Source organism: Rhodococcus sp. SGAir0479 (assembly GCF_005484805.1).
In the GTDB taxonomy this organism is placed as follows: Bacteria; Actinomycetota; Actinomycetes; order Mycobacteriales; family Mycobacteriaceae; genus Prescottella.
This window is the reverse complement of record NZ_CP039432.1, coordinates 1122366-1149362: the sequence shown is the minus strand read 5'-3', so window position 1 is coordinate 1149362 and position 26997 is coordinate 1122366. Positions and strand designations below refer to the sequence as shown.

Genomic DNA, 26997 nt, shown 5'->3' with positions numbered 1-26997 from the left:
GCGCTCACGCCGGGCCCGCGGTCACGTCAGGAAGCTCGCCGCCCGGTCGGCGAGGTCGAGGACCGGCTGCGGGGCGATGCCCAGGACGACGGTGACCGCGGCGGTGGTGACGACCGCTGCGACGGTCGGTCCGCTCGAGACCACCACGACCGGTGCACCCGGAGGCGCATCGCTGAAGAACAGCAGCACGATGACGCGGACGTAGAAGACGGCGGCGACTGCACTGGCGACCACGCCGACGATCACGAGCGGCACCGCGCCCCCCGATGCCGCGGCCTGGAACACCGCGAACTTGCCGACGAATCCGCTCGTGAGGGGGATGCCGGCGAAGGAGAGCAGGAACAGCGCGAACACCGTCGCCACCGCCGGTGAACTCCGGCCCAGTCCCGCCCACCGCGACAGGTCGGTGACCTCCGCGCCCGCCCCGTCGCGGACGAGACCGACCACCGCGAACGCGCCGAGCGTGCTGAATCCGTAGGCGAGCAGGTAGAACAGCGTGGACGAGATGCCGGCGGCGTTGTCGGCGACGACGCCGGTGAGGATGAAGCCGGCGTGTGCCACCGACGAGTACGCAAGCATGCGTTTGATGTCGGACTGCGTGATCGCGAGCACCGCGCCGCCGAGCATGGTGAGGATCGCCACCGCCCACAGCACCGGCCGCCAGTCGACCGCCAGTCCGGGGACCGCCACGGAGAACACGCGCAGCGTCGCACCGAACGCCGCGATCTTGGTGGCCGACGCCATGAACGCCGTGACCGGGGTGGGCGCGCCTTGGTACACGTCCGGGATCCACGAATGGAACGGCACGGCGCCGATCTTGAACAGCAGACCGACGGCCAGCAACGCCAGACCGATCCGGGCGAGGGTGACGTCGCCGGTGCCCTGCTCGACGGCTCGGCCGATACCGGGCAGCGACACCGTGCCCGCGAAGCCGTACAGCATCGCGACACCGAAGAGGAAGAAGGCCGACGAGAACGCGCCGAGCAGGAAGTACTTGAGGGCCGCCTCCTGCGAGAGCAGTCGCCGACGGCGCGCCAGTCCGCACAGCAGGTACAGCGGCAGCGACAGCACCTCGAGCGCGACGAACATCGTCAACAGGTCGTTGGCCGCTGGGAACAGCAACATGCCGCCGACCGCCAGGAGAGCCAGCGGGAACACCTCGGTCTGCGCCGCCCCGGCCTTCGCGGCCTCCTCCTCGGCGTCGCTGCCGGGCACCGCCGAGGCACGCGGCGCGAACGCGTCCACCCCGTGTGCGCCCGCCGAGACCTGCTCCTCGGGCACGGCCGCCCGGTCGAGGCCGCGATCGGCGAACAAGAGCATCGCCAGGAACGAGACGAGCAGGATGGTGCCCTGCAGGAACAGCGCCGGACCGTCGATCGCCACCGACCCGACGGCGGCCGCGTTTCGGGTGCCGGCCAGGGCCACCACGGTCACGAACGCGGCGGCGAGCCCCCCGAGCGTGAGCCCCACGTGCGCCGGGTACCGCACGCGGCGGGGCGCGAACGCCTCGACCAGCACCCCGACGACCGCGACCGCGAACACGATCAGCATGGGCGCGAGTTGGCCGTATTCGAGGCTCGGGGCCGGCAGCACGGCGTCGGTGGTCATCGCGGACCTCCGTCCGGTTCGGCGGCCGTGGGACCGGGGTCGGGCCGGTCGACGACGGTGAGCGTGTGCGTCACCGCCGGCGTGATGACATCGAGGATCGGCTTCGGATACACCCCGAGTACCAGGAGCAACGCCAGTAGCGGGGCGACCACCGCGATCTCCCGCCGCCGCAGGTCCCCGATGTGCTGGTTGCCGTCGGTGACCGGTCCGGTCATCACCCGCTGGTACAGCCACAGCACGTACAGCGCCGCCAGCACCAGAGCGATGGTCGCCGACACGGCGGCCGCCGGGTAGCGGGTGTACGTACCGATCAGCACCAGGAACTCGCTCACGAACGGTGCGAGGCCCGGCAACGACAGCGTCGCGAGCCCCGCCACCAGGAACGAGCCTGCCAGCAGGGGCGCCACCCGTTGAACGCCACCGTAGTCGGCGATGAGGCGGGTCCCGCGCCGACTGATCAGGAATCCGGCGACGAGCATGAGCGCCGCCGTGGAGATCCCGTGGTTGACCATGTACAACACCCCGCCGCTCTGGCCCTGACTAGTCATCGCGAACACCCCCAGCACGATGAAGCCGAAGTGCGAGACGGACGTGTACGCGATCAACCGCATCACATCGGTCTGGCCGATCGCGAGGAGCGCACCGTAGACGATGCTGATCACCGACAGCGTCACCACGAGCGGCGCGAAATAGTCCGCCGCGTGCGGGAACAACTGCAGGCTGTACCGCAGCATCGCGAAGGTGCCGACCTTGTCGACCACCGCCATCATCAGCACCGCGCTCACCGGTGTCGTCTGCACCGCGGCGTCGGGCAGCCAGCTGTGCAGCGGCCACAGCGGCGCCTTCACGGCGAACGCGAACATGAATCCGAGGAACAGCGCGTTGCCCACCGGGCTGCTGATCGTGAGCTCACCCGAGGAGACCGCGTCGACGATCGCCCGCAGATCGAAGGTACCGGCCGCGAACGGGCTGTCCGCCCCGGCCGTCACCACGTACAGTCCGATCACCGCGGCCAGCATGACCAGGCCGCCGAAGAGGTTGTACAGCAAGAACTTCACGGCTGCGCGCGCTCGCTGCGGCCCGGGCTGCCCGAATCCGCCGATCAGGAAGTACATCGGGATCAGCATCGCTTCGAAGAAGACGTAGAACAGCAGGATGTCGAGCGCCAGGAACGACATCAGCACCATCGACTCGACCACGAGGATCAGCGCGACGTAGAGGTGGGTGGCCCGCGGGCGGGGGTCGTCGGTGGCGACGTCGCGCCAGCCCGCCCCGAGCAGAATGGGCACCAGCACCGCGGTGAGCAGGACGAGCGCCAACGCGATGCCGTCGAGTCCGAGTTCGTACCGCGTCCCGAACGCCGGTATCCACGAATGGGATTCGGAGAACTGATAGCGCTCCCCCGTCGGATCGAACGCGATCGCGAGCCCCACCGCCACCGCGAGTGTGCCCACGGCGGTGACCAACGCGAGCACGCGGGCGAGCGTCCGCCGGTGAGCGGGCGTCGCGACCGCCGCGACGGCGCCGACGAGCGGCAACAGCCACAGCACCGTCAACCACGGGAAGCCGCTCATCCCACCCTCCCCACGAAGACCGCCGCGACGACCACCGTCGCCCCCAGGAACATGTACAGCGCATACGAGCGCACGAACCCGGACTGCAGGCGGCGCAACGCCGCCGATGCGCGACCCAGCACCGCGGGCACCCCGCGCACCGCGCCGTCGATCCCCGCGTCCTCGACCACGGTGAGGCCGGCCACCAGTCGGCGGCCCGGGCGCATGAAGACGGCCTCGTCCGCGGCGTCACCGTAGAGGTCCCGGCGGGCGGCCACGGTGAGCGCGGACACGTCGGTCGGTGCGGTGAGCGGGACGGGGGCGGCGGCGTACCGGCGCCACGCGAATCCGACACCGACGAGGACGACCGCGAGGGTGACGACGGTGATCAGCCACACCGGGACCGGCGGCTCGGGATGCTCGGCGGCGGCCCCGAATTCGGTCCACACCGGCTCGAGCCAGTGCTCGAGGGTGCCGCCGACCGCCAACAGTCCGCCCGCCGCGACCGACCCGGCCGCGAGCAGGATCATCGGCACCGTCATCACGGCCGGCGACTCGTGCGGGTCGGTCTCGGGATGCCAGCGACGCTCGCCGAAGAACGTCAGCACCATCACGCGCGTCATGTAGAACGCCGTGAGACCGGCGCCGAGCAGCGCGACCGCGCCGAGAACGAGGCCGCCCGCGCCGCCGGCACCGAACGCCGCCTCGATGATCTTGTCCTTGGAGAAGAAGCCCGAGAACGGTGGAATGCCGATGATGGCGAGGTAGCCGAGTCCGAACGTCACGAACGTGACCGGCATCAGGGCGCGCAGTCCGCCGTAACGGCGCATGTCGGTCTCGTCGGCCATCGAGTGCATCACCGATCCGGCGCCCAGGAACAGCCCCGCCTTGAAGAAGCCGTGAGCGAGCAGCAGCATGATCGCGAACGGGTATCCGGCGGGGCCGAGGCCCGCGGCGGTCACCATGTAGCCGATCTGGCTCATCGTCGACGCCGCGAGCGCCTTCTTGATGTCGTCCTTGGCGCAGCCGATCACGGCACCGAACAGCAACGTCACCGCCCCCACCAGGACGACGGCGACCTGCGCGCCGGGTGCCGCCTCGTAGATCGGCCCCGAACGCACGACGAGGTAGACGCCCGCGGTGACCATCGTGGCGGCGTGGATGAGCGCCGACACCGGGGTGGGGCCCTCCATCGCGTCACCGAGCCACGACTGGAGCGGAACCTGCGCGGACTTACCGCACGCGGCGAGCAGCAGTGCCAGACCGAGGGCGGTGAGCATGCCCTCGCCGGCAGCGTCCGCGCCTCCCAGCACGTCGGCGAACGACACCGAACCGAACGTGGCGAACATGATCATGAGGGCGACGACCAGTCCCATGTCGCCCACCCGGTTGACGACGAACGCCTTCTTCGCGGCGGTCGCCGCGGTCGGCTTGTACTGCCAGAATCCGATCAGCAGGTACGACGCGAGCCCGACACCCTCCCAGCCGAAGTACAGACCGAGGTAGTTGTCGGCGAGGACGAGCAGCAGCATGGCCGCCAGGAACAAATTGAGGTAGGCGAAGAAGCGTCGACGGTCCACGTCCTCCCGCATGTACCCGACCGAGTAGACGTGAATGAGCGAGCCGACGCCCGTGATCAACAGCACGAAACACATCGACAACGGGTCCAGCCGCAGCCCGAAGTCCACCTGGAGTCCGGCCACGGGCAGCCACGTGAACAGGTCCTGCACGACGACCCGTTCGGCCGGACCGCGTCCGACCAGATCGGCGAAGAGGATCACCGCGAGCACGAACGAAGCGAGTGCGGTGGCGCATCCGAGCAGGTGCCCCCAGCGGTCGCTGCGCCGCCCGGCCGACAGGAGGATCGCCGCCCCGGCCAGCGGCAGGACCGGCAGGAGCCAGATGAGCGCGTGAATTCCCGTCCCCCCGGTCATGTCAGTACTTCAACAGGTCGGCGTCGTCGACGGAGGCCGAACGACGGGTGCGGAAGATGGTCATGATGATCGCCAGACCGACGACGACCTCGGCCGCGGCGACGACCATCGTGAAGAACGCGAACACCTGGCCGTCCAGGTTGCCGTGCATCCGCGCGAAGGTGACGAACGCGAGGTTGGCGGCGTTGAGCATCAGCTCGATGCACATGAACACGACGATCGCGTTGCGTCGCAACAACACTCCCGCCGCACCGATCGTGAACAGCAGCGCGGAGAGGAACAGGTAGTTCTGCGGATTCATCGGCCCACCTCCCCGTTCGGCGCGGAGCCGGACGGCGGAACGGCGCGCGGATCGAGCACCCGGGCGACCGATTCCCGCGCGAACGACCCGTCGGGCAACCGGGCCGGCATGTCGACGGCATTGCTGCGGGCGTACACACCGGGGCTGGGCAGTGGCGTCACCCGGACCGTGGGCTCACCGTCGGCCGCGGCCCAGTCCCGGAAACGTTGCTGTGACATCTCCCGTTGCGTGCGGCGCCGTTCGAAACGCTCCCGGTGAGCGAGCACCATCGCGCCGATCGTGGCGGTGATGAGCAGCGCGCCGGTGAGTTCGAAGACCCACACGTATCGGATGAAGACGATCTCGGCGATGCCTTCGACGTTGCCGCCCGCGTCGGCCCCACCGAGACCGACGAACCCGACCACGCCGTCGCGGACCACGCCGACGGTCGCATTGCCCAGACTGCCGATGAGCAGCAGCCCGAAGCCGACCCCCGTCACCACGGCCGCAACGCGTTGTCCGCGCAGCGTTTCCACGAGCGAATCCGACGAGTCGACCCCGACGAGCATCAGCACGAACAGGAACAGCATCATGACGGCACCGGTGTAGACGACCACCTGCACCACGCCGAGGAACAGCGCGCCCTGCGCGATGTACAACACCGCGAGCACGATCATCGTGGTCGCCAGGAAGATCGCCGAGTAGACGGCCTTGGGCGCGCACACCACGCCGAGCGCGCCGAGCACGGCGACGGTCCCCAGGATCCAGAACTGCACGGCCTCACCGGTGGACGTGCGGGTGACGAGGTCCGCGGCCAGCAGCCCGGCCGAGTGCGCGACGGCGGCGTCCACTACGTCACCTCCCCGGTCGGGGCGGCCGTGCCGCGGTAGTAGTCCTCGGCGGTGGCGCCGGGGGCCATCGGGTGCGGCGGCGGCTCCATCCCGTCCTGCAGCGGCGCCAGCAGCCGATCCTTCTCGTAGATCAGGTCGGCGCGGTTGTCGTCGGCCATCTCGTACTCGTTCGTCATCGTCAGCGCGCGGGTGGGGCAGGCCTCCACGCACAGCCCGCAGCCGATGCACCGCAGGTAGTTGATCTGGTACACCCGGCCGTATCGTTCCCCCGGCGAAAAGCGCTGCTCGTCGGTGTTGTCGGCGCCCTCGACGTAGATCGCGTCCGCCGGGCACGCCCACGCGCACAGCTCGCAGCCGATGCACTTCTCGAGCCCGTCGGCATGCCGGTTGAGCTGGTGCCGACCGTGGTAGCGAGGCGCGGTGGGCACCTTCTCCTCGGGGTAGAACTCGGTCACGGGTTTCTTGAACATCGTGGAGAAGGTCACGCCGAAACCCGCGACGGAGTCGAGGAAGTCAGGCATCGGGACTCTCCTTTCCGGACCGCCGTGCCGGCACGAGAACCGGTCGGGGTCCGGTCGGCGGGGGCGGCAGGGGTGGGACGGGGAAACCACCGGCGGTCGCGTCGAACGGCTGGTCCGGGACGGGAGCGGTCGCGGGCCGGGGGCGCGTCGCCGCGAGACGGCGCCACAGCAGTGTCAGCACCGCGAGTGCGACGACGATGCCACCGGCGAGCAGGACGATCCACCGCACGTCGTAGCCCTCGTTGCGCAGCGCCCGGACGACGGCGACCACCATCACCCACACCAGTGCGACGGGGATGAGGACCTTCCAGCCGAGGTTCATGAACTGGTCGTAGCGCAGGCGCGGGAGCGTGGCACGGAGCCAGATGAACAGGAACAGGAACGCCCACACCTTCGCGACGAACCACAGGAGCGGCCACCACCCGGAGTTCGCGCCGGACCACATGTTCAGCGGCCACGGCGCGTGCCAGCCACCGAGGAACATCGTCGCCGCCAGCGCCGACACCGTCACCATGTTCACGTATTCGGCCAGCATGAACATCGCGAAGCGCAGCGACGAGTACTCGGTGTGGAAACCACCGACCAGTTCGCCCTCGGCCTCGGGCAGATCGAACGGCGCGCGATTGGTCTCGCCGACCATCGACGTCACGTAGATGACGAACGACGGCAGCAGCAGAAAGACGTACCACGTGCCGAACTGCGCGTCGACGATGCCCGAGGTCGACATCGTGCCCGCGTCGAGGAACACGGCCGCGAACGTCAGGCCCATCGCGACCTCGTACGAGATCACCTGCGCGGTCGAGCGGAGACCGCCGAGCAACGGATACGTCGAGCCGGACGACCAGCCGGCCAGCACGATGCCGTAGACCCCCACCGACGTCACCGCGAGGATGTAGAGCACCGCAACCGGCAGGTCGGTCAGCTGCAGCGGTGTGCGGTGGCCGAGGATCGACACCTGCGGCCCGAAGGGGATGACCGCGAACGCCATGAACGCCGGGACGGTCGCGATGATCGGCGCCAGCAGATAGACCGGCTTGTCGACGCCCGACGGGACGATTCCCTCCTTGAGGGCGAGTTTGATGCCGTCGGCGAGTGACTGCAGGATGCCGCGCGGTCCCACCCGGTCGGGGCCGACGCGCATCTGCATCCACGCCAGCACCTTCCGTTCGGCGTAGATCGCGATCAGTACCGTCAGGACCAGGAACACGAAGACAGCGAGCGCCTTCGCGACCACGAGCCACCACGGGTCGTGGCCGAACATCGACAGGTCGGCGGTCATCACACCACCCCCGCTCGGGCGTCGGTGGCGGTGGGACCGCCCTCCCCGCGCTCGGCGAGACGGACCCGCACGATGTCGCCGGCCCGCGCGGCGAGCGCGTCGTACACCGCCGAGCCGGGTGAGTGGAGAGGCAGCCACACCACCCGGTACGGCAAGTCGGTGACCGCCACCGGGAGGGTGACCGAACCCCGGTCGGTCTCGACGGTGACCGGATCCGTTTCCCGCGCGCCGATCTCGGCGGCGAAATCGGCCGAGAGCCGGACGACGGGACTGCGGGCGGTGCCGGCGAGGTGGGGTTCGCCGTCCTGCAGACGCCCGTCGTCGAGGAGCAGGCGCCAGGTCGCGAGCACCGCCTCCCCGGGGCCGGGCTCGGCCGCCGAGCGCGCCGCGACGTCCGGGGACGCCGCGCGCGGGCCGGCCCACGTGCCCAGCCGGGCGATCTCGATCCGCGCGGCGATCACGTCGGGCAGTCCGAGCGATACCCCCATCTCGGTCGCGAGCGCGTGCAGGACGCGCTGGTCGGGCACGGCGTCGGTGTCGCGCAGCGCGGCCGCGAAGGGACGGACCCGGCCCTCCCAGTCGACGAACGCCCCGGCCTTCTCCGCCACGGAAGCGACTGGGAACACCACGTCGGCGCGCTCGGTGACTGCGCTGCGCCGCAACTCGAGGCTCACCACGAATCCGGCGGCGTCCAGCGCGGCGGTCGCGGCCGCCGGGTCGGGCAGGTCGGCGGGGTCGACGGCCCCCACCAGCAGGGCGCCCAGCTCTCCCGACGCGGCGGCGGCGAGGATCGCGGAGGTGTCCCTGCCGCGCCCCTCGGGCAACGTGCCCCACACGCTCCCCACTTCCCGCCGGGCGGTGGGGTCGTCGATCGGGCGCCCGCCGGGCAGCAGTGCCGGCGCCGCACCGACCTCGACGGCGCCCCGGTCACCCGCACGCCGCGGAATCCACCCGATCCGCGCCCCGGTGACGTCCGCCAGCCGCGCCACCGCCGACAGTGTCCCGGGGATCCCGGCCGCCCGCTCCCCGACCAGGATCACCGCCCCCGCGCAGCGAAGGAAGTCGGACGACTCCAGTTCGTCGAGGATCGCCGGCTCGTCGCCGGGGACGGCGCGCAGCAACCGGCCGTCGATCTTCTCGAGACCGCGGGTGGCGAAGGGGGCGATCGACATCACCACGGTGCGCCGGGTACGGACCGCCTTGCGCAGCCGGAGGAAGACGATCGGCGATTCCTCCTCCGGTTCGAAGGCGACGAGCAGGATCGCCGGCGACCGTTCGAGGTCGTCGTACGTGACCGCCGTCGGGTCGGCACCGATCACCCGACCGGCGACGCGGGATGCGAGAAAGTCGGTCTCCTCCGCCGAGTGCACCCGCGTGCGGAAGTCGATGTCGTTGGTGCCGAGGACGGTTCGGGCGAACTTGGCGTACGCGTACGCGTCCTCGACGGTGGCGCGCCCACCGACCAGGACGCCCGCGCCGCCGCGGGCAGTGACGAGTCCACGCGCCGCGACGGCGAGCGCCATGGGCCACGACGCCGGTGCCAGCGTCCCGGACGGGCCCCGCACCAGTGGCGTGTCCAGCCGGTCCGGTTCGGTGGCATACGTGAAGGCCCAGCGACCCTTGTCGCAGTTCCATTCCTCGTTGACCTGCGGGTCGTCGCCGGCGAGCCGGCGCAGCACGGTGCCGCGGCGATGATCGGTCCGTTGCGCGCACCCGCTGGCACAGTGCTCGCAGACGCTCGGGCTGGACACCAGGTCGAACGGCCGTGCCCGGAACCGGTACGCGGCACCGGTCAGGGCGCCCACCGGGCAGATCTGGACGGTGTTGCCCGAGAAGTAGGAGTCGAACGGCTCGTCCTCCCCGATGCCCACCTGCTGCAGCGCGCCGCGCTCGACTAGTTCGATCATCGGATCCCCCGCGATCTGGCGGGAGAACCGGGTGCACCGCGCGCACAACACACACCGCTCGCGATCGAGCAGGACCTCGCTCGACAGTGGGATCGGCTTCGGGAAGGTCCGTTTGACGTCGTCGAAGCGGGACTCGGTGCGCCCGCTGGACATCGCCTGGTTCTGCAGCGGACACTCGCCGCCCTTGTCGCACACGGGGCAGTCGAGCGGGTGATTGATGAGCAGTAACTCCATCACGCCCCGCTGGGCCCGGTCCGCGACCTCGGAGGTGACCTGGGTGCGGACCACCATGCCGTCGGTGGCGACGGTGGTGCACGACGCCATCGGCTTGCGTTGGCCCTCCACCTCGACGAGGCACTGGCGGCACGCGCCGACCGGGGCGAGGAGCGGGTGATCACAGAACCTGGGGATCTGGATCCCGATGCCCTCGGCGGCCCGGATCACCAGCGTGCCCTTGGGAACCGTGACCTCGACGCCGTCGATCGTGAGGGTCACCCGGTCCGAGGGAACCGGCTGGCCCGACGCGTCCGCGCCGATGTTGACACTCATGCCGTCCCTCCTTCCGGCCGGGCCGTCACCTCGGCCACGCGGGGCGCCAGCGCGGACTCCTCCGGGTCGAACGGGCAACCACCACGATCGAGGTGGGCGACGTACTCGTCGCGGAAGTACTTCAGCGACGACACGATCGGGCTGGCCGCGCCGTCACCGAGCGCGCAGAACGACTTGCCCAGCAGGGTGTCGGAGATGTCGAGCAGCTTGCCGAGATCCGCCTCGGTGCCGTCGCCGCGCTCGAGGCGGTCGAGGATCTGCACCAGCCAGTACGTGCCCTCCCGGCACGGGGTGCACTTGCCGCACGATTCGTGCGCGTAGAAGCGCGTCCACCGCGACACCACCCGCACGACGCACGTGGTCTCGTCGAAGATCTGCAGCGCCTTGGTGCCGAGCATCGAGCCGGCGGCGGCGACGTTCTCGTAGTCGAGTGGCACGTCCAGGTGCTCGTCGGTGAGGATCGGCGTCGACGACCCGCCCGGTGTCCAGAACTTGAGCCGGTGCCCGTCGCGGACACCCCCCGCATGTTCTAGCAACTGCCGCAGTGTGATTCCGAGCGGCGCCTCGTACTGGCCGGGCCGCGCGACGTGCCCCGACAGCGAGTACAGCGTGAACCCGGGCGACGCCTCGCTGCCCATGCTGCAGAACCACTCGGGGCCGTGCAGGATGACGGGCGGCACGCTGGCGATCGACTCGACGTTGTTGACCACCGTGGGACACGCGTACAGGCCCGCGACGGCGGGGAACGGTGGCCGCAGTCGAGGTTGGCCGCGCCGTCCCTCGAGCGAGTCGAGCAGCGCGGTCTCCTCCCCACAGATGTACGCGCCGGCGCCCGCGTGCACCACGAGATCCAGGTCGAACCCGGACCCGAGGATGTCGCGTCCGAGGTATCCCGCGTCGTAGGCCTCGGCGACCGCGGCCTGCAGGCGCCGCAGCACCGGAACCACCTCCCCGCGCACGTAGACGAAGGCCCGTGAGGCGCGGATGGCGAAGGCCGCGATGATCGCCCCCTCGACGAGCGCGTGCGGCGTCGCGAACATCAGTGGGATGTCCTTGCAGGTGCCCGGCTCCGACTCGTCGGCGTTGACGACGAGGAAGTGCGGCTTGGCGGTCCCGTCCGTCGCGGGATCCTGCGGAATGTACGACCACTTCATCCCCGTCGGGAACCCGGCGCCCCCGCGGCCGCGCAGTCCCGCGTCCTTGACGGTCTGGATGACCTCGTCGGGGTTCATGTGCAGCGCCTTGCGCAACGCGGCGTACCCGTCGCGACGGCGGTAGGTGTCCAGCGTCCAGGACCGGTCGTCGTCCCAGTACCGACTGAGCACCGGCGTCAGCGGCGGTCCGGCCACTGTCGATCCGTCCTCGCGGGACGCCCGCAGCCCGGCGAGCGTGGCCGAGCCGCCCCCGCCGCCCGCCTCGAGTGCGCCGGGTCGCCGGTCCGGGAACCCGGCGAGGATGCGGGCGGTGTCCCGGAAGGACGACAGCGGCGCCCCGCGGGTCGGGGTCACGGTCCGGCCGGCGCGCAGGGCGTCGACCACCTCGACGGCCGACGACGGTGTCCGGTTGTCGAAGAACTCCCAGTCGACGGTCATCACGGGCGCGAAGTCGCACGCCGCGTTGCATTCGATGGATTCGAGTGTCACCGTCCCGTCGGCGGTGGTCTCACCGTCCTCGATGCCCAGGTGCTCGCGCAGGGCAGCATGGACGGCGTCACCGCCCATCACCGCGCACAGACTGTTGGTGCACACCCCCACGTGGTGTGTGCCGGCGGGACGGCGGCGGTACATCGTGTAGAACGTCGCCACCGCCGTCACCTCGGCCGCGGTCAGCCCCAGACGGGCTGCGCAGAAGTCGATTCCGGCCGGGGAGACGTAGCCGTCCTCGGCCTGGACCAGGTGCAGCAACGGCAGCAGGGCCGAACGCTCCGTGCCGGGCGGATCGCCGCCACCCGTGCGGTAGCGCGCCACGATCTCGTCGGCGTCCGCGGCCAACCGGGACTGCACGTCCGGCGGGTACGACGGCCGCTCGTGCGGGCGCGGGCCGAGTTCGAGGAACACCGGTTCGGTCATCGGTCCACTCCCCCCATGACGGGATCGATGCTGGCGACCGAGGCGATCACGTCGGCCACCATCCCGCCCTCGCACATCGCCGACACCGCTTGCAGATTCGTGAACGACGGGTCCCGGAAGTGCACCCGGAAGGGTCGGGTGCCGCCGTCACTCACCATGTGCACGCCCAGTTCCCCGCGAGGCGACTCCACCGGGACGTACACCTGGCCGGGAGGGACCCGAAAGCCCTCGGTGACGAGTTTGAAGTGGTGGATCAGCTCCTCCATCGAGGTGCCCATGATCCGGCGGATGTGCTCGAGCGAGTTGCCGAGCCCGTCCGGTCCGAGTGCGAGATCGGCCGGCCACGCGATCTTCCCGTCCTCCACCATCACCGGGCCGGGCCGCAGCCGGTCCAGACACTGTTCGACGATCCGCAGCGACTGCGCCATCTCCCGGACCCGGATGCGGTAGCGGCCGTAGCAGTCCGATCCGGTGTCGGTCACGACGTCGAATTCGTAGGTCTCGTACCCGCAGTAGGGGTCGGTGCGACGCACGTCGTGCGGCAGTCCGGTGGCCCGCAGGATCGGCCCCGTGACCCCGAGGGCCATGCACCCGGTGAGGTCGAGGAAACCGATGCCCTGCGTGCGGGCCTTCCAGATCGGGTTCTCGTCGAGCAGGGTCTCGAGGTCCCGCAGACGCCGCGGCATGAGGTCGAGCAGTTCGCGCACCTTGCCGACCGCGTCGTCCGGCAGATCCTGGGCGAGCCCGCCGGGCCGGACGTACGCGTGGTTCATCCGCAGGCCCGTGATCGTCTCGAAGATGTCGAGGACCAGTTCGCGTTCGCGGAAGCCGAAGAGCATCGGCGTGATCGCGCCCAGTTCCATTCCGCCGGTGGCCAGGGCCACGAGGTGCGACGAGATCCGGTTGAGTTCCATCAGCAGCACCCGCACCACGGTCGCGCGCTCGGGCACCCGGTCGGTGATGTCGAGCAGACGCTCGACGCCCAGGCAGTACGCCACCTCGTTGAAGAACGGCGCCAGATAGTCCATGCGGGTGACGAAGGTGACGCCCTGAGTCCAGTTGCGGTACTCGAGGTTCTTCTCGATCCCGGTGTGCAGGTAACCGATTCCACACCTGGCCTCGGTCACCGTCTCACCCTCGATCTCGAGGATGAGCCGCAGCACCCCGTGCGTCGACGGGTGTTGCGGACCCATGTTGACCACGATGCGTTCCGCGCCGGACTCCCGGGCCGTGGTCGCGGCGTCGACGAGGTCGTCCCAGTCCTGCCCGTTGACGGTGAACTCCGCCGGGTCGCCGCCGTACCGGGTGAAGGGGTCGCTCACTGGTACGCCCTCCTCTCGTCCGGCGGGGGAATCTTCGCCCCCTTGTACTCGACGGGGACACCGCCGAGTGGGTAGTCCTTGCGTTGCGGGTGCCCCACCCAGTCGTCCGGCATCTCGATGCGGGTGAGCGCGGGATGCCCGGTGAACACCAGACCGAAGAAGTCGTAGGCCTCGCGTTCGTGCCAGTCCGTCGTGGGGTACACGCGGTGCAGGGAGGGGATGCACGGGTCGGCCTCGGGGACAGCCACTTCCAGCCGGAGACGCCGGCCGTGGGTGACCGACATCAACGGGTACACCGCATGCAGTTCGCGGCCCGGATCCTGCGGATAGTGCACGCCGCTGACCCCCAGGCACAGCTCGAACCGCAGCCTCGGATCGTCCCGGAGCCGGCGGGCGACCGTCGGCAGGAACTCGCGCCGCACGTGCAACGTCAGTTCGCCGCGGAAGACCACCACTTTCTCCACCGCGTCGTCGAACAGCACCCCGGACTCGTCGTCGCCGAGCGCGGCGGCCAGCAGGTCGACGGCCTCGTCGAACCAGCCGCCGTACGGGCGCGGCGTGCCGCCGGGCAGCGTCACCGGCCGCACCAGCCGCCCGTAGCCGGAGGTGTCGCCCGTGCCACCGACCCCGAACATGCCCCGCCGCATCCCGATCATCTCCCCGCCGACCACGCGTTCCGGCGGCACGGTTCCCTCCGGTCCGGCGGTGGCCTCCGGGTCGGTCGAGGACGGCGCGCGATCGCGGTCGGAGCTCATCGCAGCACCGCCCCGGCAGTGTCTCCGGGGCCTGCGGGCATCCCCAGCTCGGTCCGGGCGGGTGCCGGCCGCGCCGCCAGCGCCGCCTGCTCGGCCGCGCGGACGGCCTCCTCCCGGTTGACGCCGAGCGGCATCCGCTCGATCTCGGCGTGCAGCTGCAGGATCGCGTTCAGCAGCATCTCGGGGCGCGGCGGACAGCCGGGCAGGTAGATGTCGACGGGCACGACGTGGTCGACGCCCTGCACGATCGCGTAGTTGTTGAACATGCCCCCGGAGGACGCGCACACGCCCATCGCCAGCACCCACTTGGGTTCGACCATCTGGTCGTACACCTGACGCAGCACCGGCGCCATCTTCTGGCTCACCCGTCCGGCGACGATCATCAGGTCCGCCTGTCGCGGTGACGCCCGGAACGCCTCCATGCCGAATCGCGCCAGGTCGTACCGTCCGGACGTGGTGGACATCATCTCGATCGCGCAGCACGCGAGTCCGAACGTGGCCGGCCACAACGACCCCTTGCGGGCGTAGCCGGCGACGGCTTCGACGGTGCTCAGCAGGAAACCGCTCGGCACCTTCTCTTCGAGACCCATCCCGGGTTCACCTCCGCTCCCTCGCGCGAAAACCGCCTAGTCCCAGCTCAATCCCCCACGACGCCACTCGTACGCGTATGCCACCGACACGTTGAAGACGAACACGGCCATCGCGGCCAGACCGAACAGTCCGAGGGCGTCGAAGTGGACGGCCCACGGGTAGAGGAACACGATCTCGATGTCGAAGATGATGAACAACATCGCCGTCAGGTAGTACTTCACCGGTATCCGCTGGCCGCCCGCCCGGCCGGTGGCCGGCTGCGGGACGGGGTCGATGCCGCACTCGTAGGCCTCGAGTTTGGCGCGGCCGGGCCGCTTGGGACCGACCGCCGACGCGACGAACACGGAGAACACCGCGAACGCGACGGCGATGGCCCCGAGCACGAGAATCGGCACGAATGCGTTCACTGCGCCTCAGCTCCTCTCGCCGTGAGCCCACCGGGGGACCACGCGCGGCGGGTAGCCACGAGAGACGCACAATCACGCAATCAGGAGAACCCACCCGCCGAATGTGATCTACGCCTCAGCGTACCGGGATAGTCGCGCTTGGCTCGGGTTTTACCCAGGAGTTCCCCCGGGCGGGTGGCAATCACGCGCCCGGACGCGAAAACGTCACGTACGGCGCAGGAGCGGGACCACGGCCTCCGCGAGGCGGAACGGCTCGATGGGATGCTGCACCACGGCGTCGGCCCGCGACCAGTCCGCGAGCCACCGGTCGTCGGCACGCCCGGTGAGCACCACGATCGGCGGGCACACGTCCAGCTCGTCCGCGAGCTGCTTGGCGATCCCCATGCCGCCGGCCGGCGTCGCCTCGCCGTCGAGAATCGCCAGGTCGACGCCGCCCGCGTCCATCGTGCGGATCACCGTCGGTTCCGTCGCGACCTCGACGTATTCGAGCACCGGCACGTCGGGATGCGGCCGGGTGCCCAGGGCCCGCATCACCCGATCGCGCGTCGCGGCGTCGCTGCTGTAGACGAGGACACGCAGCGGGGCGGAGTCTTCGAAGTCCGCGGAGCGGACGGTCGGATTGGCCACGCTCCGATGCTACGACCACGTCCCCGCGCATTCCGGTCACTCCCCGCGTTTTGCGGGGTCACCCGGTCATTCCAGGACCAGCGCGAGCGCGAACCCGTCCCAGCCCTTCGTCCCGACGGTCTGCAACGCGGTGGCGTCGAGGCGTGGTTCGGCCGCGAGCAGGCCGAGGACCTCCCGGCTCGCCCGGATCGCGTCGTCGTCGAGGTCCGGATTCGAGACCGCTCCCCCGCGGACGACGTTGTCGACGACGATCACGGTGCCGGGCCGCGACAGTTGCAGCGCCCAGCGCACGTAGTTGGAGTTGTTGACCTTGTCGGCGTCGATGAACACCACGTCGAACGGGCCCATGTCGTCGGCCTCCACGAGTGGCAGGGTGTCGAGGGCCGCGCCGATCCGGATGTCGACCCGACCGCCCACACCGGCGCGGTCCAGGTTCTCCCGCGCGACGGCCGCGTGCCGGGGCTCGTACTCGAGGGTGACCACCCGGCCGGACGGACCGACCGCCCGCGCGAGCCAGATGGTGCTGTAGCCGCCGAGCGTGCCGATCTCGAGCACCCGCCGCGCACCGACCATGCGTACCAACAGGTTCAAAAACTTGCCCTGCGCCGGCGAGACGTCGATCGGCGGTAGTCCCGCGGCCTCGTTCGCGGTGAGCGCCGCGGTCAGCGCCTCGTCCTCGCCCAGGACCGTCTCGCCCAGGTAGCGGTCCACCTCGGCCCACCGGGCCGCTCCCATGTCGCCGTCGGACACGGACACCTCCTCAGGTACCCATCTCGTACGCGCCGGCGTAGCCGGCGACCTGCTGCCACACCCGGTCGAACCGGGCCGTGTCGACCACGGGCTTGCGAACGGCACCCAGCGCCCACTCCTGCTGCGCCGCCGTCGACGACGGTTTGCCGTGCAGTTCGACGGCGTACCGCGAGAAGTCCCGGATCTGGAAGTCGAAGATCTGCTCCACGAGATCACGGTCGAGCCCCAGGACGTCGGCCTGTTCGAGGATCAGTTGTCCGTAGACGACCAGTTCGAAGAGGTGACCCACGGTGAGCAGGAAGTCCAGATCCTCCCGCTGGGCGTCGTCGGGGCCCGCCGTCGCCAGAAGTTCCCGCAATGCCGACGCCTGCTCGAAGAACCGCCCCACCTGGGGGATGTCGGAGTGCGCGGTGTACACCGTCGTCCAGTCCCGGAACTGCACCTTCGCGGCGCCCCGCGCCGGGCCCTGGGCCCAGAAGAAGGCGTCGTCGGCCGCGTCGTCGCGGGTGCCGACCTCGGGGTACTCGGCGGGGTGAAAGAAGTAATTCGGCATGAACTTCAGCATCAGTCCGACGTTGACGTGCACGGTGCCCTCGAGCTTGGGTAGCGTCCCGATCAGCTCGGCCGCCTCGCGGAAGTAGGTGTCCTTCTCGTACCCCTTCGCGGCGATGACGTCGTGCAGGAGCGCGATCACCTTCTCCCCCTCCGAGGTCACCTTCGCCTTGGTCATCGGATTGAACAGCAGATAGCGACGGTCCTCCGGTCCGGCGCTGCGGAAGTAGTCGACGGCGCGGGCGGAGAACATCTTCATCGCGACCAGACGGGCGTACGCGTCGACGAAGCTCGCGCGTACGTGGGGGAAGTCGGTGACCCGCTTCCCGTAGAGGATTCGCTCGTGCGCGTGCGTGATCGCCTCGAAGAAGGCGTGCTCGCACATCCCGACGGACGCCGTGCACAGATTGAACTTGCCGACGTTGACGGTGTTCAGCGCCGCCGAGAACGCGTCCGCGCCCGTGTGCAGGACGTCCTCCTCACGCACCGGGTAGTCGCGCAACGCGAAGGTGCTCACGTACATCTGCCCGTGCACGACGTTGTCGATGAGGCGGTAGTGCAGGTGCCGGCTGTCGACGACGAAGAAGACGTACCCGTCGGCGCCCTCGACGTCGGTCCTGCGCCCGAACACCGACACCATCCCCGCGACGTTGCCGTTGCCGATGTAGTACTTGGTGCCGTTGGCGCGGAAGGCCGCGGCACCGTCGTCGGACGGGGTGAGCAACATGTCGGTTGCGTAGACGTCCGCGCCGTGCTCGCGCTCGGACAGCCCGAACGCCATCACGCCGCCGGCCTCGAGTTGTTCGACCGCCCGCTCGCGGGCCACGGCATTGGCACTCATCCAGACGGGCCCGAGACCGAGCACGGTCACCTGCCACAGGTACCAGTACGCGAGGCCGTAGAAACCGAGGATCTCGCTCAGCGCCGCATTGCGCGCGGCGTCCCAGCGTTTGTTCGGATCGCCGCCGGCGTCGGCGGCGGGCGTCAGGAACGTCGCGAACAACTTCTCGCGTCCGACGAAGTCCAGAAAGTCCCGCGGCCACACCGCGTGGAGGTCCTCCTGCAGCAGCTTGCGTTTGCCGCGGGACTCGAACCAGTCGATCGTCGCGCGCAACAACCGCCGGGTGTTCGGGTCGAACTCCGTCGGGTCGTAGTTGCGGGGGTTCAGCAGCAGCTCACCCAATGTCTCGCCCTCCGTCGACGTCCGCCTTCCAAGCTACCAACCGGTCGACCCTTGTGTGACCGGCACCACGTTGCTACCGTCTGACACATAGACACGACTTTGTTCCAACGTCCTACGCGACGGGAGTGCGCATGACGTCGACGCACGAGACCGGGAGCGCAGCCACCCCCGGCGGGCACGCCGCACAGCGTTTCGAGCGGGGCATCCGCGAGGCCCTGCCGATGCCGGTCGACGACGACCTCGCACCGGACCTGCGACTCGGGCCCGATTCGCTGGTGTGGAAGTTCTACGGCGACATCCGGGGCGTGCTGGGGTTCCAGCGCCTCGCGGGGACCGAGAACTGCATCGAACAACTCGGTAAGGCCGTCGAGGACCACTCGGTGATCTTCTCCGACACCCTCGGGCGGGCACGCCGCACCGCCCCGCCGATCATGAAGACGGTCTACAGCGAGGACCCGCACGGGTGGGGACGGACGGTCCGCGACTTCCACAAGCCGATCAAGGGAACCATCTCGGACGGTTCGCGCTACCACGCGCTCAATCCGGAACTGTTCTACTGGGCGCACGCCACGTTCGTCGACCAAGTGCTCTACACCACCGACACATTCATCCGGCGGCTCTCGTACGCCGAGAAGGTGCAGATCTTCGAGGAGAGCAAACTCTGGTATCGGCTGTACGGGGTGAGTGACCGCGGGCAGCCGCAGACGTACGACGAGTTCGTCGAGTACTGGGACAGCATGCTCGACCGCTTCGTCCCCACCCGGACGATCGTGTACGCGACCGGGTACATCCGGAAGGGCATCCCGGGGCCGCGCCGGATCCCGAAACCGGTGTGGCGCGTGATGTCTGCGCCCCTGAACGCGTTCACCCGCACCGTCGTCGTCGGCACGATGCCCCCACAGATGCGCGCGGTGTGCGGCGTGTCGTGGGATCTCCGGAGGGAGAAGAGGTTCCAGCGTTTCGCCCGCGGGATGCGGGCGCTCAATCCGGTGTTCAACCGGCTGCCGCTGGGCATCTTGTACCTGCCGTGGGCACGCGACGCCTGGCGCCGGATCGGCGTCGACCCCCGCCCCCTGCACAACGCCCCGGCCTGAGCCGCCCACACCCGTCAGTCAGGAGCCTCCCATGTCGCGCAAGCAGTTGGCGCCGGTGCCGCCGGACCGTGATCTGAAACCCATTCACGGGACGGGACATCCGGGCGTGATCGAGGTGCTCCGCTTCTTCCGGGACCCGATCGGCATGGTCGCCGCCCGCCGCGCCCGGTTCGGCGACATCACGTACATCAAGTCGTTCGGTCTCGAGTTCGTGATCCCGCTCGACGCCGACGGGACCGAGGCCATCGCCGTGAACCGGTCCAAGGCCTTCGCCAACGAGCCGGCGTGGGGCTTCCTGATCGGCCCCTTCTTCCGGCGCGGCATCATGCTGATGGACTTCGAGGAACACCGGCACCATCGCCGAATCATGCAGCAGGCGTTCACCAACACCCATCTGAAGGGCTACCTGCAGGACATGCAGCCGATGCTCGCCGAACGCGTCGCGCACCTGCCGATCGGCGACGACGTCCGTCTGCTCGACGAGTTCAAGCAGATCACGTTGGATCTGGCGCTCGAGATCTTCCTGGGGCTCGACCTGCCGCGCGCCGAGGCGGACCGCATCAACAGGGCGTTCATCGACTGTGTGAACGCGGGACTGTCGCTTGTTCGCAAGAACATCCCGGGGACCCGCTGGGCTCGCGGCCTCGCGAGCCGCCGGGTGCTCGAGGAGTTCTTTCACCGGCACCTCCCGGCCAAGCGCGCCACCGCGAGCCCCGACCTGTTCTCGGTACTGTGCCACGCGGCGTCGGAGGACGGGCACACGTTCTCCGACGAGGACGTCGTCAATCACATGATCTTCGTGCTGATGGCCGCGCACGACACCTCGACGATCACGTTGACGACGATGGCGTACTACCTGGCGAAGCACCCGGAGTGGCAGGAGAGGGCGCGCGATCAGTCCCGCCGGCTGCCGCCGGAGATCGCCTACGACACCCTCGACGGCTTCACGGTCCTGGACCGGGTCATGAAGGAGTCGTTGCGGCTGAACTCCCCCGTCCCCGGCCTGCCGCGTCAGGCCCGGGAGGACACCGAGATCTGCGGGCACTTCGTCCCGAAGGGCACCTACGTCGCGGCCATCGCCATGGTCAACCACCACAACCCGGCGCTGTGGCCCGACCCCGAACGCTTCGACCCGGACCGGTTCTCCGACGAACGCGCCGAGGACCGGGCGCACCGCTACGCCTGGATGCCGTTCGGGGGCGGCGTCCACAAGTGCATCGGGCTTTACTTCGCCCAGATGGAGATCAAGACGATCATGCACAACCTGTTGCTGCGATACGAGTGGTCGGTACCGGAGGACTACGTGTGGAAACTCGACAACTCCACGCTGCCGGTGCCGAAGGATCGGCTGCCGGTCCGGGTCCGGGCGCTCTAGGCGGTCGGCGAAATGCGTGACGACGACCGATATGCTGCCCCTGATGCACACGCCCACCGACCCCACCGCGACGACCGCGTCACCGGACCAGGTGATGCTCGACGCCGCCCGGGACGAGTTCGAGCGGTACGGAATACGGCGCACCAACATGGACGACATCGCGCGCCGGGCCGGGATCTCCCGCAGCACGCTCTACCGGCGGTTCCCCAACAAGGATGCCCTCGTCGAGACCTTGCTGCTGCGCGAGACGCAGCTGTTCTTCGCCGAACTCGATCGTGTTGCGGCCGAACTGGATCCGCGCGCGGCGGTGGTCGAGTGCTTCGTCCGGGGCGTACGCATGGCACAGGAGATGCCCCTCATCGCCCGGATTCTCGAGAGCGAGCCGGAGATGATCCTCGGGCTCACCACCCGCACCGGCGGGGCCCCCATCACCCAGGCGGCCGCGCAGGTCACCGGGGCGCTGCGACGTTCCGGCGTCACGATGAGCGACGACGACCTGACCGCGGTGTCGGAGATCCTCATCCGGATCGCGGTCTCGTTGATGCTCAATCCACAAGGGCAGCTGGATCTGTCGGATCAGGACGCGGTCCGACGCTACGCCGAGCGGTATCTGGTCCGACTGGTGTGGTGAGCGGGGCGCTCGCGACCGAGCACCCCGAGCCCGCACCCGGCGGGAGGCACCCGTGACCTCCGTCATGTCCCCCGTCCCGGCCGCCGACGGGCCGGCCCGTCCACCCGCCGGGATCGACACGGCGCTGATCGCCGAGCTGCGCCAGCAACTGCCCGATACCGCGGGGCTGCGGCAGGCGCGAGCACCGTTCGACGGCCGGTTGCTGCCGGGCGTGCCGCAGTCCGACACTGCGGCGGTCGCCGCGGTGGCGGCGTCGGCTCGCGCGGCCCAACCCGACTGGGCGGCCACCCCGATTGCCGAGCGGATGCGCATCGCGCGCCGCTTCGCGCGCGCCCTCGTCACGCACGAGAGCCGGCTCTGCGACCTCATGCAGTGGGAGACCGGGAAGGCCCGCGTGCACGCCGCGATCGAGGTTCAGGGCGTGGTGCAGGTGGCCACGTACTACGGCCGGACCGGGGCCGCACACCTGCGAGCGCGCCGCGCCGCCACCGCGATTCCCGGCGTCGTCTCCGCACGGGTCGGCTACCGCCCCAAGGGGGTGGTCGGGGTCATCGCGCCGTGGAACTACCCACTCTTCCTCGCGGTCGGGGACGTGATTCCGGCGCTCGTCGCGGGCAATGTGGTGGTCAGCAAGGCCGACTCCCAGGCTCCGTGGACGCTGCTGCTGGCGCGCAAGCTCGCCGTCGAGGCGGGTGTCCCGCCGGACGTGTGGCAGGTGGTCACGGGTCCCGGCCCGCGGATCGGGCCGGCCGTGATCGACGTCGTCGACTACGTGTGCTTCACGGGGTCCACCGCCACCGGCCGCGAGGTCGCGCGCCGCTGCGCGGACCGGCTGATCGGCGCGTCCCTCGAACTGGGTGGCAAGAACCCGATGATCGTGTGCGCCGACGCCGACGTCGAGGCCGCCGCCACCGGGGCGGTCCAGGCGTGTTTCTCGAACGCCGGCCAGATGTGCATCGGCATCGAGCGGATCTACGTCCACGAGCACGTGTACGCGCCGTTCGTGGCGGCGCTGGTCGAGCGTGCCGAGCGGCTGCGCCTGGGGTCCGGGTACGGCTTCGACGTCGACATGGGGTCGCTCACGACGGAGCGGCAACTCGACGCCACCGTGGGGCATATCCGGGACGCGGTGGGCCGGGGCGCCACCGTGCTCACCGGCGGGTGCCCGCGCCCGGATCTCGGGCCGCTGTTCCACGAACCCACCGTGCTGGCCGGGGTCACCCCCGACATGCGCGTCCACGCCGAGGAGACCTTCGGTCCGGTGGTCTCGGTGTACCCGGTCGCGAGCGACGACGACGCGGTGCGGGCGGCGAACGCCGGCGAGTACGGTCTCAGCGCCAGCGTCTGGTCGCGTGACACTGCCCGCGCCCGCGCGCTGGCGGCCCGGATCGTCGCGGGCGCCGTCAACGTCAACGACGGCTACCTGTCCGCGATCGCGGCACTCGGTGCGCCGATGGGCGGCATGCGGTCCAGTGGCCTCGGCCGCCGCCACGGCCGCGAGGGCATCGTCCGCTACACCGAACCTCAGACGATCACCTCGCAACGACTCGCCACGGCCTACCCCGACCGAGGCCGCGCGCTGCTGCTGCGCGCCCTGAACCTGAGCAACAGGCTCGCCCTCGTTCTTCCCCGACGACAGTGAGGACCGCGATGACCGTATTGAAAGAGAGCCACGCATGAGGGGAATCGATCCGGGCGGGCGCGTCGCCGTGGTCACCGGCGGAGCCCGCGGCATCGGCCTGGCCACCGCGGCGGCCCTGCACGCGGCCGGCGCCCGGGTGGCGATCGGCGACCTGGACGGCGCACCCACCGCGCAGACCGCCGAGCGCCTCGGCGTGCACGGCGGCCCGCTGGACGTCACCGACCCGGCCTCCGTCGAGGCGTTCCTCGACGACGTCGAGTCGCGGCTCGGGCCGGTGTCGATCTGGGTGAACAACGCCGGCATCATGCCGATCGGCCCGGTGCTCGCGCAGGACGACGCCGTGGTCCGGCGGGCGGTTAACGTCAACGTGCTCGGGGTGATGAACGGCGCCCGGGCCGCGGCGCGGCGGATGGTGACGCGGGGCGACGGCCGCATCGTCAACGTCGCATCGATCGCCGGCCGCATCCCCGCGCCCGGGATGGTGGTCTACAGCGGCACCAAGTTCGCCGTCGTCGGGTTCGGGGACGCGCTCGACGCCGAACTGGCCGCACGCGGAGTCCGGGTGTCGACGGTGTTGCCGTCGTTCACCCGCACTGCCCTCATCTCGGGGACCGCACCGGGACCGCTGACCCGACCGATCCCACCCGAGCAGGTGGCCGCGACGGTGCTGCGGGTCCTGACCCGAGGACGACGACAGGCCGTCGTCCCCCGCCGGCTGTCGACGGGAAGCGCCGTGTGGCAGCTGTTTCCGCGTCCCGCGGCGCGTGGGCTGCGCCGCACGCTCGGGCTCGACACCGTCTTTCTCGACGTCGACTCCGGGCGCGCGGACTACGACGCCCGGATCGCCGGCGACGCGCAGCCGTCCGAGTGAGACGGACGCACAGCCGTCCGGCCGGCCGCGGTCAGTTGCGGACGGTCGCGAGTATGTCGGCCAGCGCGCTGTCGGCGGCGACCTCACGGGATTCGCCGGTGAAGCGGTCCCGCACCTCCACCTTGCCCTCGGCGTAGCCGCGGCCGACGACCACGACGTGCGGGACGCCGATCAGCTCGGAGTCCTTGAACTTCACACCCGGGGACGCCTTGCGGTCGTCGAAGAGCACCTCCACGCCGGCCTTGTCGAGCTCGGCGGCCAGCGCCTCGGCGCCCTCGCGGGCGGCGTCGTCCTTGTTGGCGATCACCAGATGCACGTCGAACGGCGTGACCTCGGCGGGCCAGCGCAGGCCCTTCTCGTCGTGATGCTGCTCGGCGATGACCGCGACGAGGCGGGAGACGCCGACGCCGTAGGAGCCCATGGTCGGGCGCACCGGCTTGCCGTTCTCGGCGAGGACGTCGACGGCGAACGCGTCGGTGTACTTGCGGCCGAGCTGGAAGACGTGCCCGATCTCGATGCCGCGAGCCGACACGAGCGGACCGGCGCCGTCGGGCGACGGGTCACCGTCGCGGACCTCGGCCGCCTCGATGGTGCCGTCCGGGGTGAAGTCGCGGCCGGCGACCAGGTCGACGTAGTGCTTGCCCGCGACGTCGGCACCGGTGATCCACGCCGTTCCGTCGACCACGCGCGGATCGACGAGGTAACGAACCTCGTTCTCCAGCAATGCCTTCGGTCCGATGTAACCCTTGACCAGGAAGGGGTGCCGCGCGAAGTCCTCGTCGGTGAGCAGCGCCACCTCGGCGGGCTCGAGCGACGCCTCGACGCGCTTGTCGTCCACCTCGCGGTCCCCGGGGATGCCGATGCCCAGCAGTTCCCACTCGCCGCCCGGCACGCGGGTCTTGACGATGATGTTCTTGAGGGTGTCGGCCGCCGTGATCGTCCGGCCCAGCCCGGCCCCGTTCGCCCACTCGACGAGCGAGTCGATGGTCGGGGTGTCGGGGGTGTCGTGGACGACGGCCTCGGGCAGCCCGTCGAACGGGATCGGTGCGGGCGCGAGGGTCTTGACGGCCTCGACGTTGGCGGCGTAGCCGGACTCGACGCACCGGACGTAGGTGTCCTCGCCGATCTCGCTCTCGGCGAGGAACTCCTCCGACGCGCTGCCACCCATGGCGCCGGACGTCGCCGATACGATGACGTACTTGACGCCGAGGCGCTGGAAGATGCGCTCGTAGGCGTCGCGGTGCGCCCGATACGACGCGGCCAGGCCCTCGTCGGTGAGGTCGAAGCTGTAGGAGTCCTTCATCACGAACTCGCGGCCGCGCAGGATGCCGGCGCGGGGACGCTCCTCGTCGCGGTACTTGGTCTGCACCTGGTACAGCGTGACCGGGAAATCCTTGTACGAGTTGTACTCGCCCTTGACGGTGAGCGCGAACAGTTCCTCGTGCGTCGGACCGAGCATCATGTCGTTGCCCTTGCGGTCCTTCAACCGGAACAGGCCGTCGCCGTACTCGGTCCACCGGTTGGACGTCTCGTAGGGATCCCGCGGCAGCAGCGCCGGCAGCAGGATCTCCTGCCCGCCGATCGCGTTCATCTCCTCGCGGACCACCCGCTCCACCTCGCGGAGCACCTTGAGTCCCAGTGGCAGCCACGAGTAGACGCCGGGCGCGATACGCCGCACGTAGCCGGCGCGCACCAGCAGCTTGTGGCTGGCGACCTCGGCGTCGGCCGGGTCGTCGCGGAGGGTACGGAGGAACAGGTGCGACATGCGGGTGATCACGGTGTAGCAGCCTAGTCGGTTGAGGTGCGAAGACCGACCCTGGGCAGCCGTCGGCGCGGCTGTGCCCCACGGCCGGGTGGGGGCCGCCCGGTACGGTGGACGATCGTGCTGGTGCTACTCCCCCCTTCCGAAACGAAATCCGACGGCGGAAAGGGCGCGCCGCTCGATCTGGGCGAGCTGTCGATGCCGCAACTGACCGAAACCCGCGAGCTGCTGGTGACCGCGCTCGTCGACCTGGCGGCCGACACCGAGGCCTCGAGTCTGGCGCTGGGCCTCGGCCCCAAGCAGGCCGACGAGATCGAGCGCAACGCCAAGTTGTGGGTCTCGCCGACCCGCCCGGCGCTCGAGCGGTACACCGGCGTGCTGTTCGACGCGCTCGACGCGACCTCGTTCACCAAGGTGCAGCGCGAGAAGGCCTTCCGCCGCGTGGCGATGGGGTCGGCACTGTTCGGCGCGGTCCGGGCCGGGGACCCCATTCCCGCGTACCGACTGTCCGGAGGCTCCAAACTGCCCGGTTTCGGCACGCTGCAGGCGCTGTGGAAGCCGGAACTGACGGACGCGTTGCGGAGCGAGGCCGACGGCGGCCTCGTGGTGGACCTGCGGTCGGGCACGTACCAGCAACTGGGTCCGGTCCCGGACGCGGTGGTCGCGACCGTCCTCACCGAACAACCGGACGGTTCGCGGAAGGTGGTGAGCCACTTCAACAAGCACCACAAGGGGCTGCTGGCCCGGGCGCTCACCGTGTCCCGCGCCGAGCCCACCGACGTCAAGGGGGTCGCGCGGGTGGCCTCGAAGGCGGGGCTGCGCGTGGAGATCGCGTCGGACACCGAACTGATCATCCTGACCTGACGGCTACGCGAAAGAGCGTG

General features: G+C 70.1%; 23 protein-coding genes. 6 read left to right on the top strand and 17 right to left on the bottom strand.

Features of this window, described 5'->3' with window-relative positions:
- Nucleotides 1–21 precede the first annotated feature (21 nt).
- The 16 genes from nuoN to E7742_RS05270 all read right to left on the bottom strand — a co-directional run bounded on the left by nuoN (nt 22) and on the right by E7742_RS05270 (nt 18738).
- Complete coding sequence (nuoN, locus tag E7742_RS05345; protein WP_137798005.1) at nt 22–1608, bottom strand: NADH-quinone oxidoreductase subunit NuoN; 1587 nt, start codon at nt 1606–1608, stop codon at nt 22–24.
- Nucleotides 1605–3182 carry an NADH-quinone oxidoreductase subunit M gene (locus E7742_RS05340; protein ID WP_137798004.1) on the bottom strand — a complete coding sequence of 526 codons (1578 nt, stop codon included), beginning with the start codon at nt 3180–3182 and terminating at the stop codon, nt 1605–1607. The genes nuoN and E7742_RS05340 overlap by 4 nt, the downstream gene beginning before the upstream one ends.
- On the bottom strand, nt 3179–5095 hold the full coding sequence (gene nuoL, locus E7742_RS05335; RefSeq protein WP_137798003.1) for an NADH-quinone oxidoreductase subunit L: 1917 nt from the start codon (nt 5093–5095) through the stop codon (nt 3179–3181). The genes E7742_RS05340 and nuoL overlap by 4 nt, the downstream gene beginning before the upstream one ends.
- A 1-nt stretch (nt 5096) precedes the next feature.
- The gene (nuoK, locus tag E7742_RS05330) at nt 5097–5396 is read right to left on the bottom strand and encodes an NADH-quinone oxidoreductase subunit NuoK (RefSeq protein ID WP_137798002.1); all 300 of its coding nucleotides are present in this window, start codon (nt 5394–5396) and stop codon (nt 5097–5099) included.
- Nucleotides 5393–6226 (bottom strand): NADH-quinone oxidoreductase subunit J, encoded by an 834-nt coding sequence (locus tag E7742_RS05325; RefSeq protein ID WP_137798001.1) that lies wholly within the window; start codon nt 6224–6226, stop codon nt 5393–5395. The genes nuoK and E7742_RS05325 overlap by 4 nt, the downstream gene beginning before the upstream one ends.
- A complete protein-coding gene (nuoI, locus tag E7742_RS05320; RefSeq protein ID WP_137798000.1) occupies nt 6226–6747 on the bottom strand; it encodes an NADH-quinone oxidoreductase subunit NuoI in 522 nt (173 codons plus the stop codon). Before nuoI ends, E7742_RS05325 begins: the two co-directional genes overlap by 1 nt.
- Nucleotides 6740–8026 carry an NADH-quinone oxidoreductase subunit NuoH gene (nuoH, locus tag E7742_RS05315; protein ID WP_137797999.1) on the bottom strand — a complete coding sequence of 429 codons (1287 nt, stop codon included), beginning with the start codon at nt 8024–8026 and terminating at the stop codon, nt 6740–6742. The genes nuoI and nuoH overlap by 8 nt, the downstream gene beginning before the upstream one ends.
- Nucleotides 8026–10482: an NADH-quinone oxidoreductase subunit G gene (locus E7742_RS05310; RefSeq protein ID WP_137797998.1), complete on the bottom strand. Its 2457-nt coding sequence runs from the start codon at nt 10480–10482 to the stop codon at nt 8026–8028. The genes nuoH and E7742_RS05310 overlap by 1 nt, the downstream gene beginning before the upstream one ends.
- On the bottom strand, nt 10479–12551 hold the full coding sequence (gene nuoF, locus E7742_RS05305) for an NADH-quinone oxidoreductase subunit NuoF (protein WP_137797997.1): 2073 nt from the start codon (nt 12549–12551) through the stop codon (nt 10479–10481). The genes E7742_RS05310 and nuoF overlap by 4 nt, the downstream gene beginning before the upstream one ends.
- Nucleotides 12548–13873, bottom strand: coding sequence for an NADH dehydrogenase (quinone) subunit D (gene nuoD, locus E7742_RS05300; RefSeq protein WP_137797996.1), 1326 nt, complete (start codon nt 13871–13873; stop codon nt 12548–12550). The genes nuoF and nuoD overlap by 4 nt, the downstream gene beginning before the upstream one ends.
- A complete protein-coding gene (locus tag E7742_RS05295) occupies nt 13870–14628 on the bottom strand; it encodes an NADH-quinone oxidoreductase subunit C (RefSeq protein ID WP_137797995.1) in 759 nt (252 codons plus the stop codon). Before E7742_RS05295 ends, nuoD begins: the two co-directional genes overlap by 4 nt.
- Nucleotides 14625–15218, bottom strand: coding sequence for a NuoB/complex I 20 kDa subunit family protein (locus tag E7742_RS05290; protein WP_137797994.1), 594 nt, complete (start codon nt 15216–15218; stop codon nt 14625–14627). The genes E7742_RS05295 and E7742_RS05290 overlap by 4 nt, the downstream gene beginning before the upstream one ends.
- Before the next feature lie 36 nt (nt 15219–15254).
- On the bottom strand, nt 15255–15626 hold the full coding sequence (locus E7742_RS05285; protein ID WP_137797993.1) for an NADH-quinone oxidoreductase subunit A: 372 nt from the start codon (nt 15624–15626) through the stop codon (nt 15255–15257).
- Nucleotides 15627–15830: 204 nt separating this feature from the next.
- Nucleotides 15831–16253, bottom strand: a complete 423-nt coding sequence (locus E7742_RS05280; protein WP_137797992.1) for an Rv3143 family two-component system response regulator — start codon at nt 16251–16253, stop codon at nt 15831–15833.
- 66 nt (nt 16254–16319) lie between these two features.
- Entirely contained in the window at nt 16320–16988 is a 669-nt protein-coding gene (locus E7742_RS05275) for an O-methyltransferase (RefSeq protein WP_137801049.1), read from the bottom strand.
- Between the two features lie 25 nt (nt 16989–17013).
- Nucleotides 17014–18738, bottom strand: a complete 1725-nt coding sequence (locus E7742_RS05270) for an acyl-CoA dehydrogenase family protein (protein WP_137797991.1) — start codon at nt 18736–18738, stop codon at nt 17014–17016.
- Between the two features lie 221 nt (nt 18739–18959).
- On the opposite strand from E7742_RS05270, the gene E7742_RS05265 reads away from it, so the two are divergent.
- From E7742_RS05265 to E7742_RS05245, 5 genes are read left to right on the top strand one after another with little or no spacing between them, the layout of a single operon-like run.
- Nucleotides 18960–19832 carry an oxygenase MpaB family protein gene (locus E7742_RS05265; RefSeq protein ID WP_254699269.1) on the top strand — a complete coding sequence of 291 codons (873 nt, stop codon included), beginning with the start codon at nt 18960–18962 and terminating at the stop codon, nt 19830–19832.
- Between the two features lie 31 nt (nt 19833–19863).
- Entirely contained in the window at nt 19864–21207 is a 1344-nt protein-coding gene (locus E7742_RS05260) for a cytochrome P450 (protein ID WP_137797989.1), read from the top strand.
- Between the two features lie 31 nt (nt 21208–21238).
- A complete protein-coding gene (locus tag E7742_RS05255) occupies nt 21239–21838 on the top strand; it encodes a TetR/AcrR family transcriptional regulator (RefSeq protein ID WP_137801048.1) in 600 nt (199 codons plus the stop codon).
- 52 nt (nt 21839–21890) lie between these two features.
- Nucleotides 21891–23480, top strand: a complete 1590-nt coding sequence (locus E7742_RS05250; protein WP_254699163.1) for a succinic semialdehyde dehydrogenase — start codon at nt 21891–21893, stop codon at nt 23478–23480.
- A 34-nt stretch (nt 23481–23514) separates the two neighbouring features.
- Nucleotides 23515–24351 (top strand): SDR family NAD(P)-dependent oxidoreductase, encoded by an 837-nt coding sequence (locus E7742_RS05245; RefSeq protein WP_137797988.1) that lies wholly within the window; start codon nt 23515–23517, stop codon nt 24349–24351.
- Nucleotides 24352–24382: 31 nt separating this feature from the next.
- Here E7742_RS05245 and E7742_RS05240 read toward each other — a convergent pair whose 3' ends face one another.
- Nucleotides 24383–26128: a proline--tRNA ligase gene (locus E7742_RS05240; RefSeq protein WP_137797987.1), complete on the bottom strand. Its 1746-nt coding sequence runs from the start codon at nt 26126–26128 to the stop codon at nt 24383–24385.
- A gap of 105 nt (nt 26129–26233) precedes the next feature.
- Here E7742_RS05240 and yaaA point away from each other — a divergent pair, with 105 nt between their 5' ends.
- Nucleotides 26234–26977 carry a peroxide stress protein YaaA gene (yaaA, locus tag E7742_RS05235; RefSeq protein ID WP_137797986.1) on the top strand — a complete coding sequence of 248 codons (744 nt, stop codon included), beginning with the start codon at nt 26234–26236 and terminating at the stop codon, nt 26975–26977.
- Nucleotides 26978–26997 lie beyond the last annotated feature (20 nt).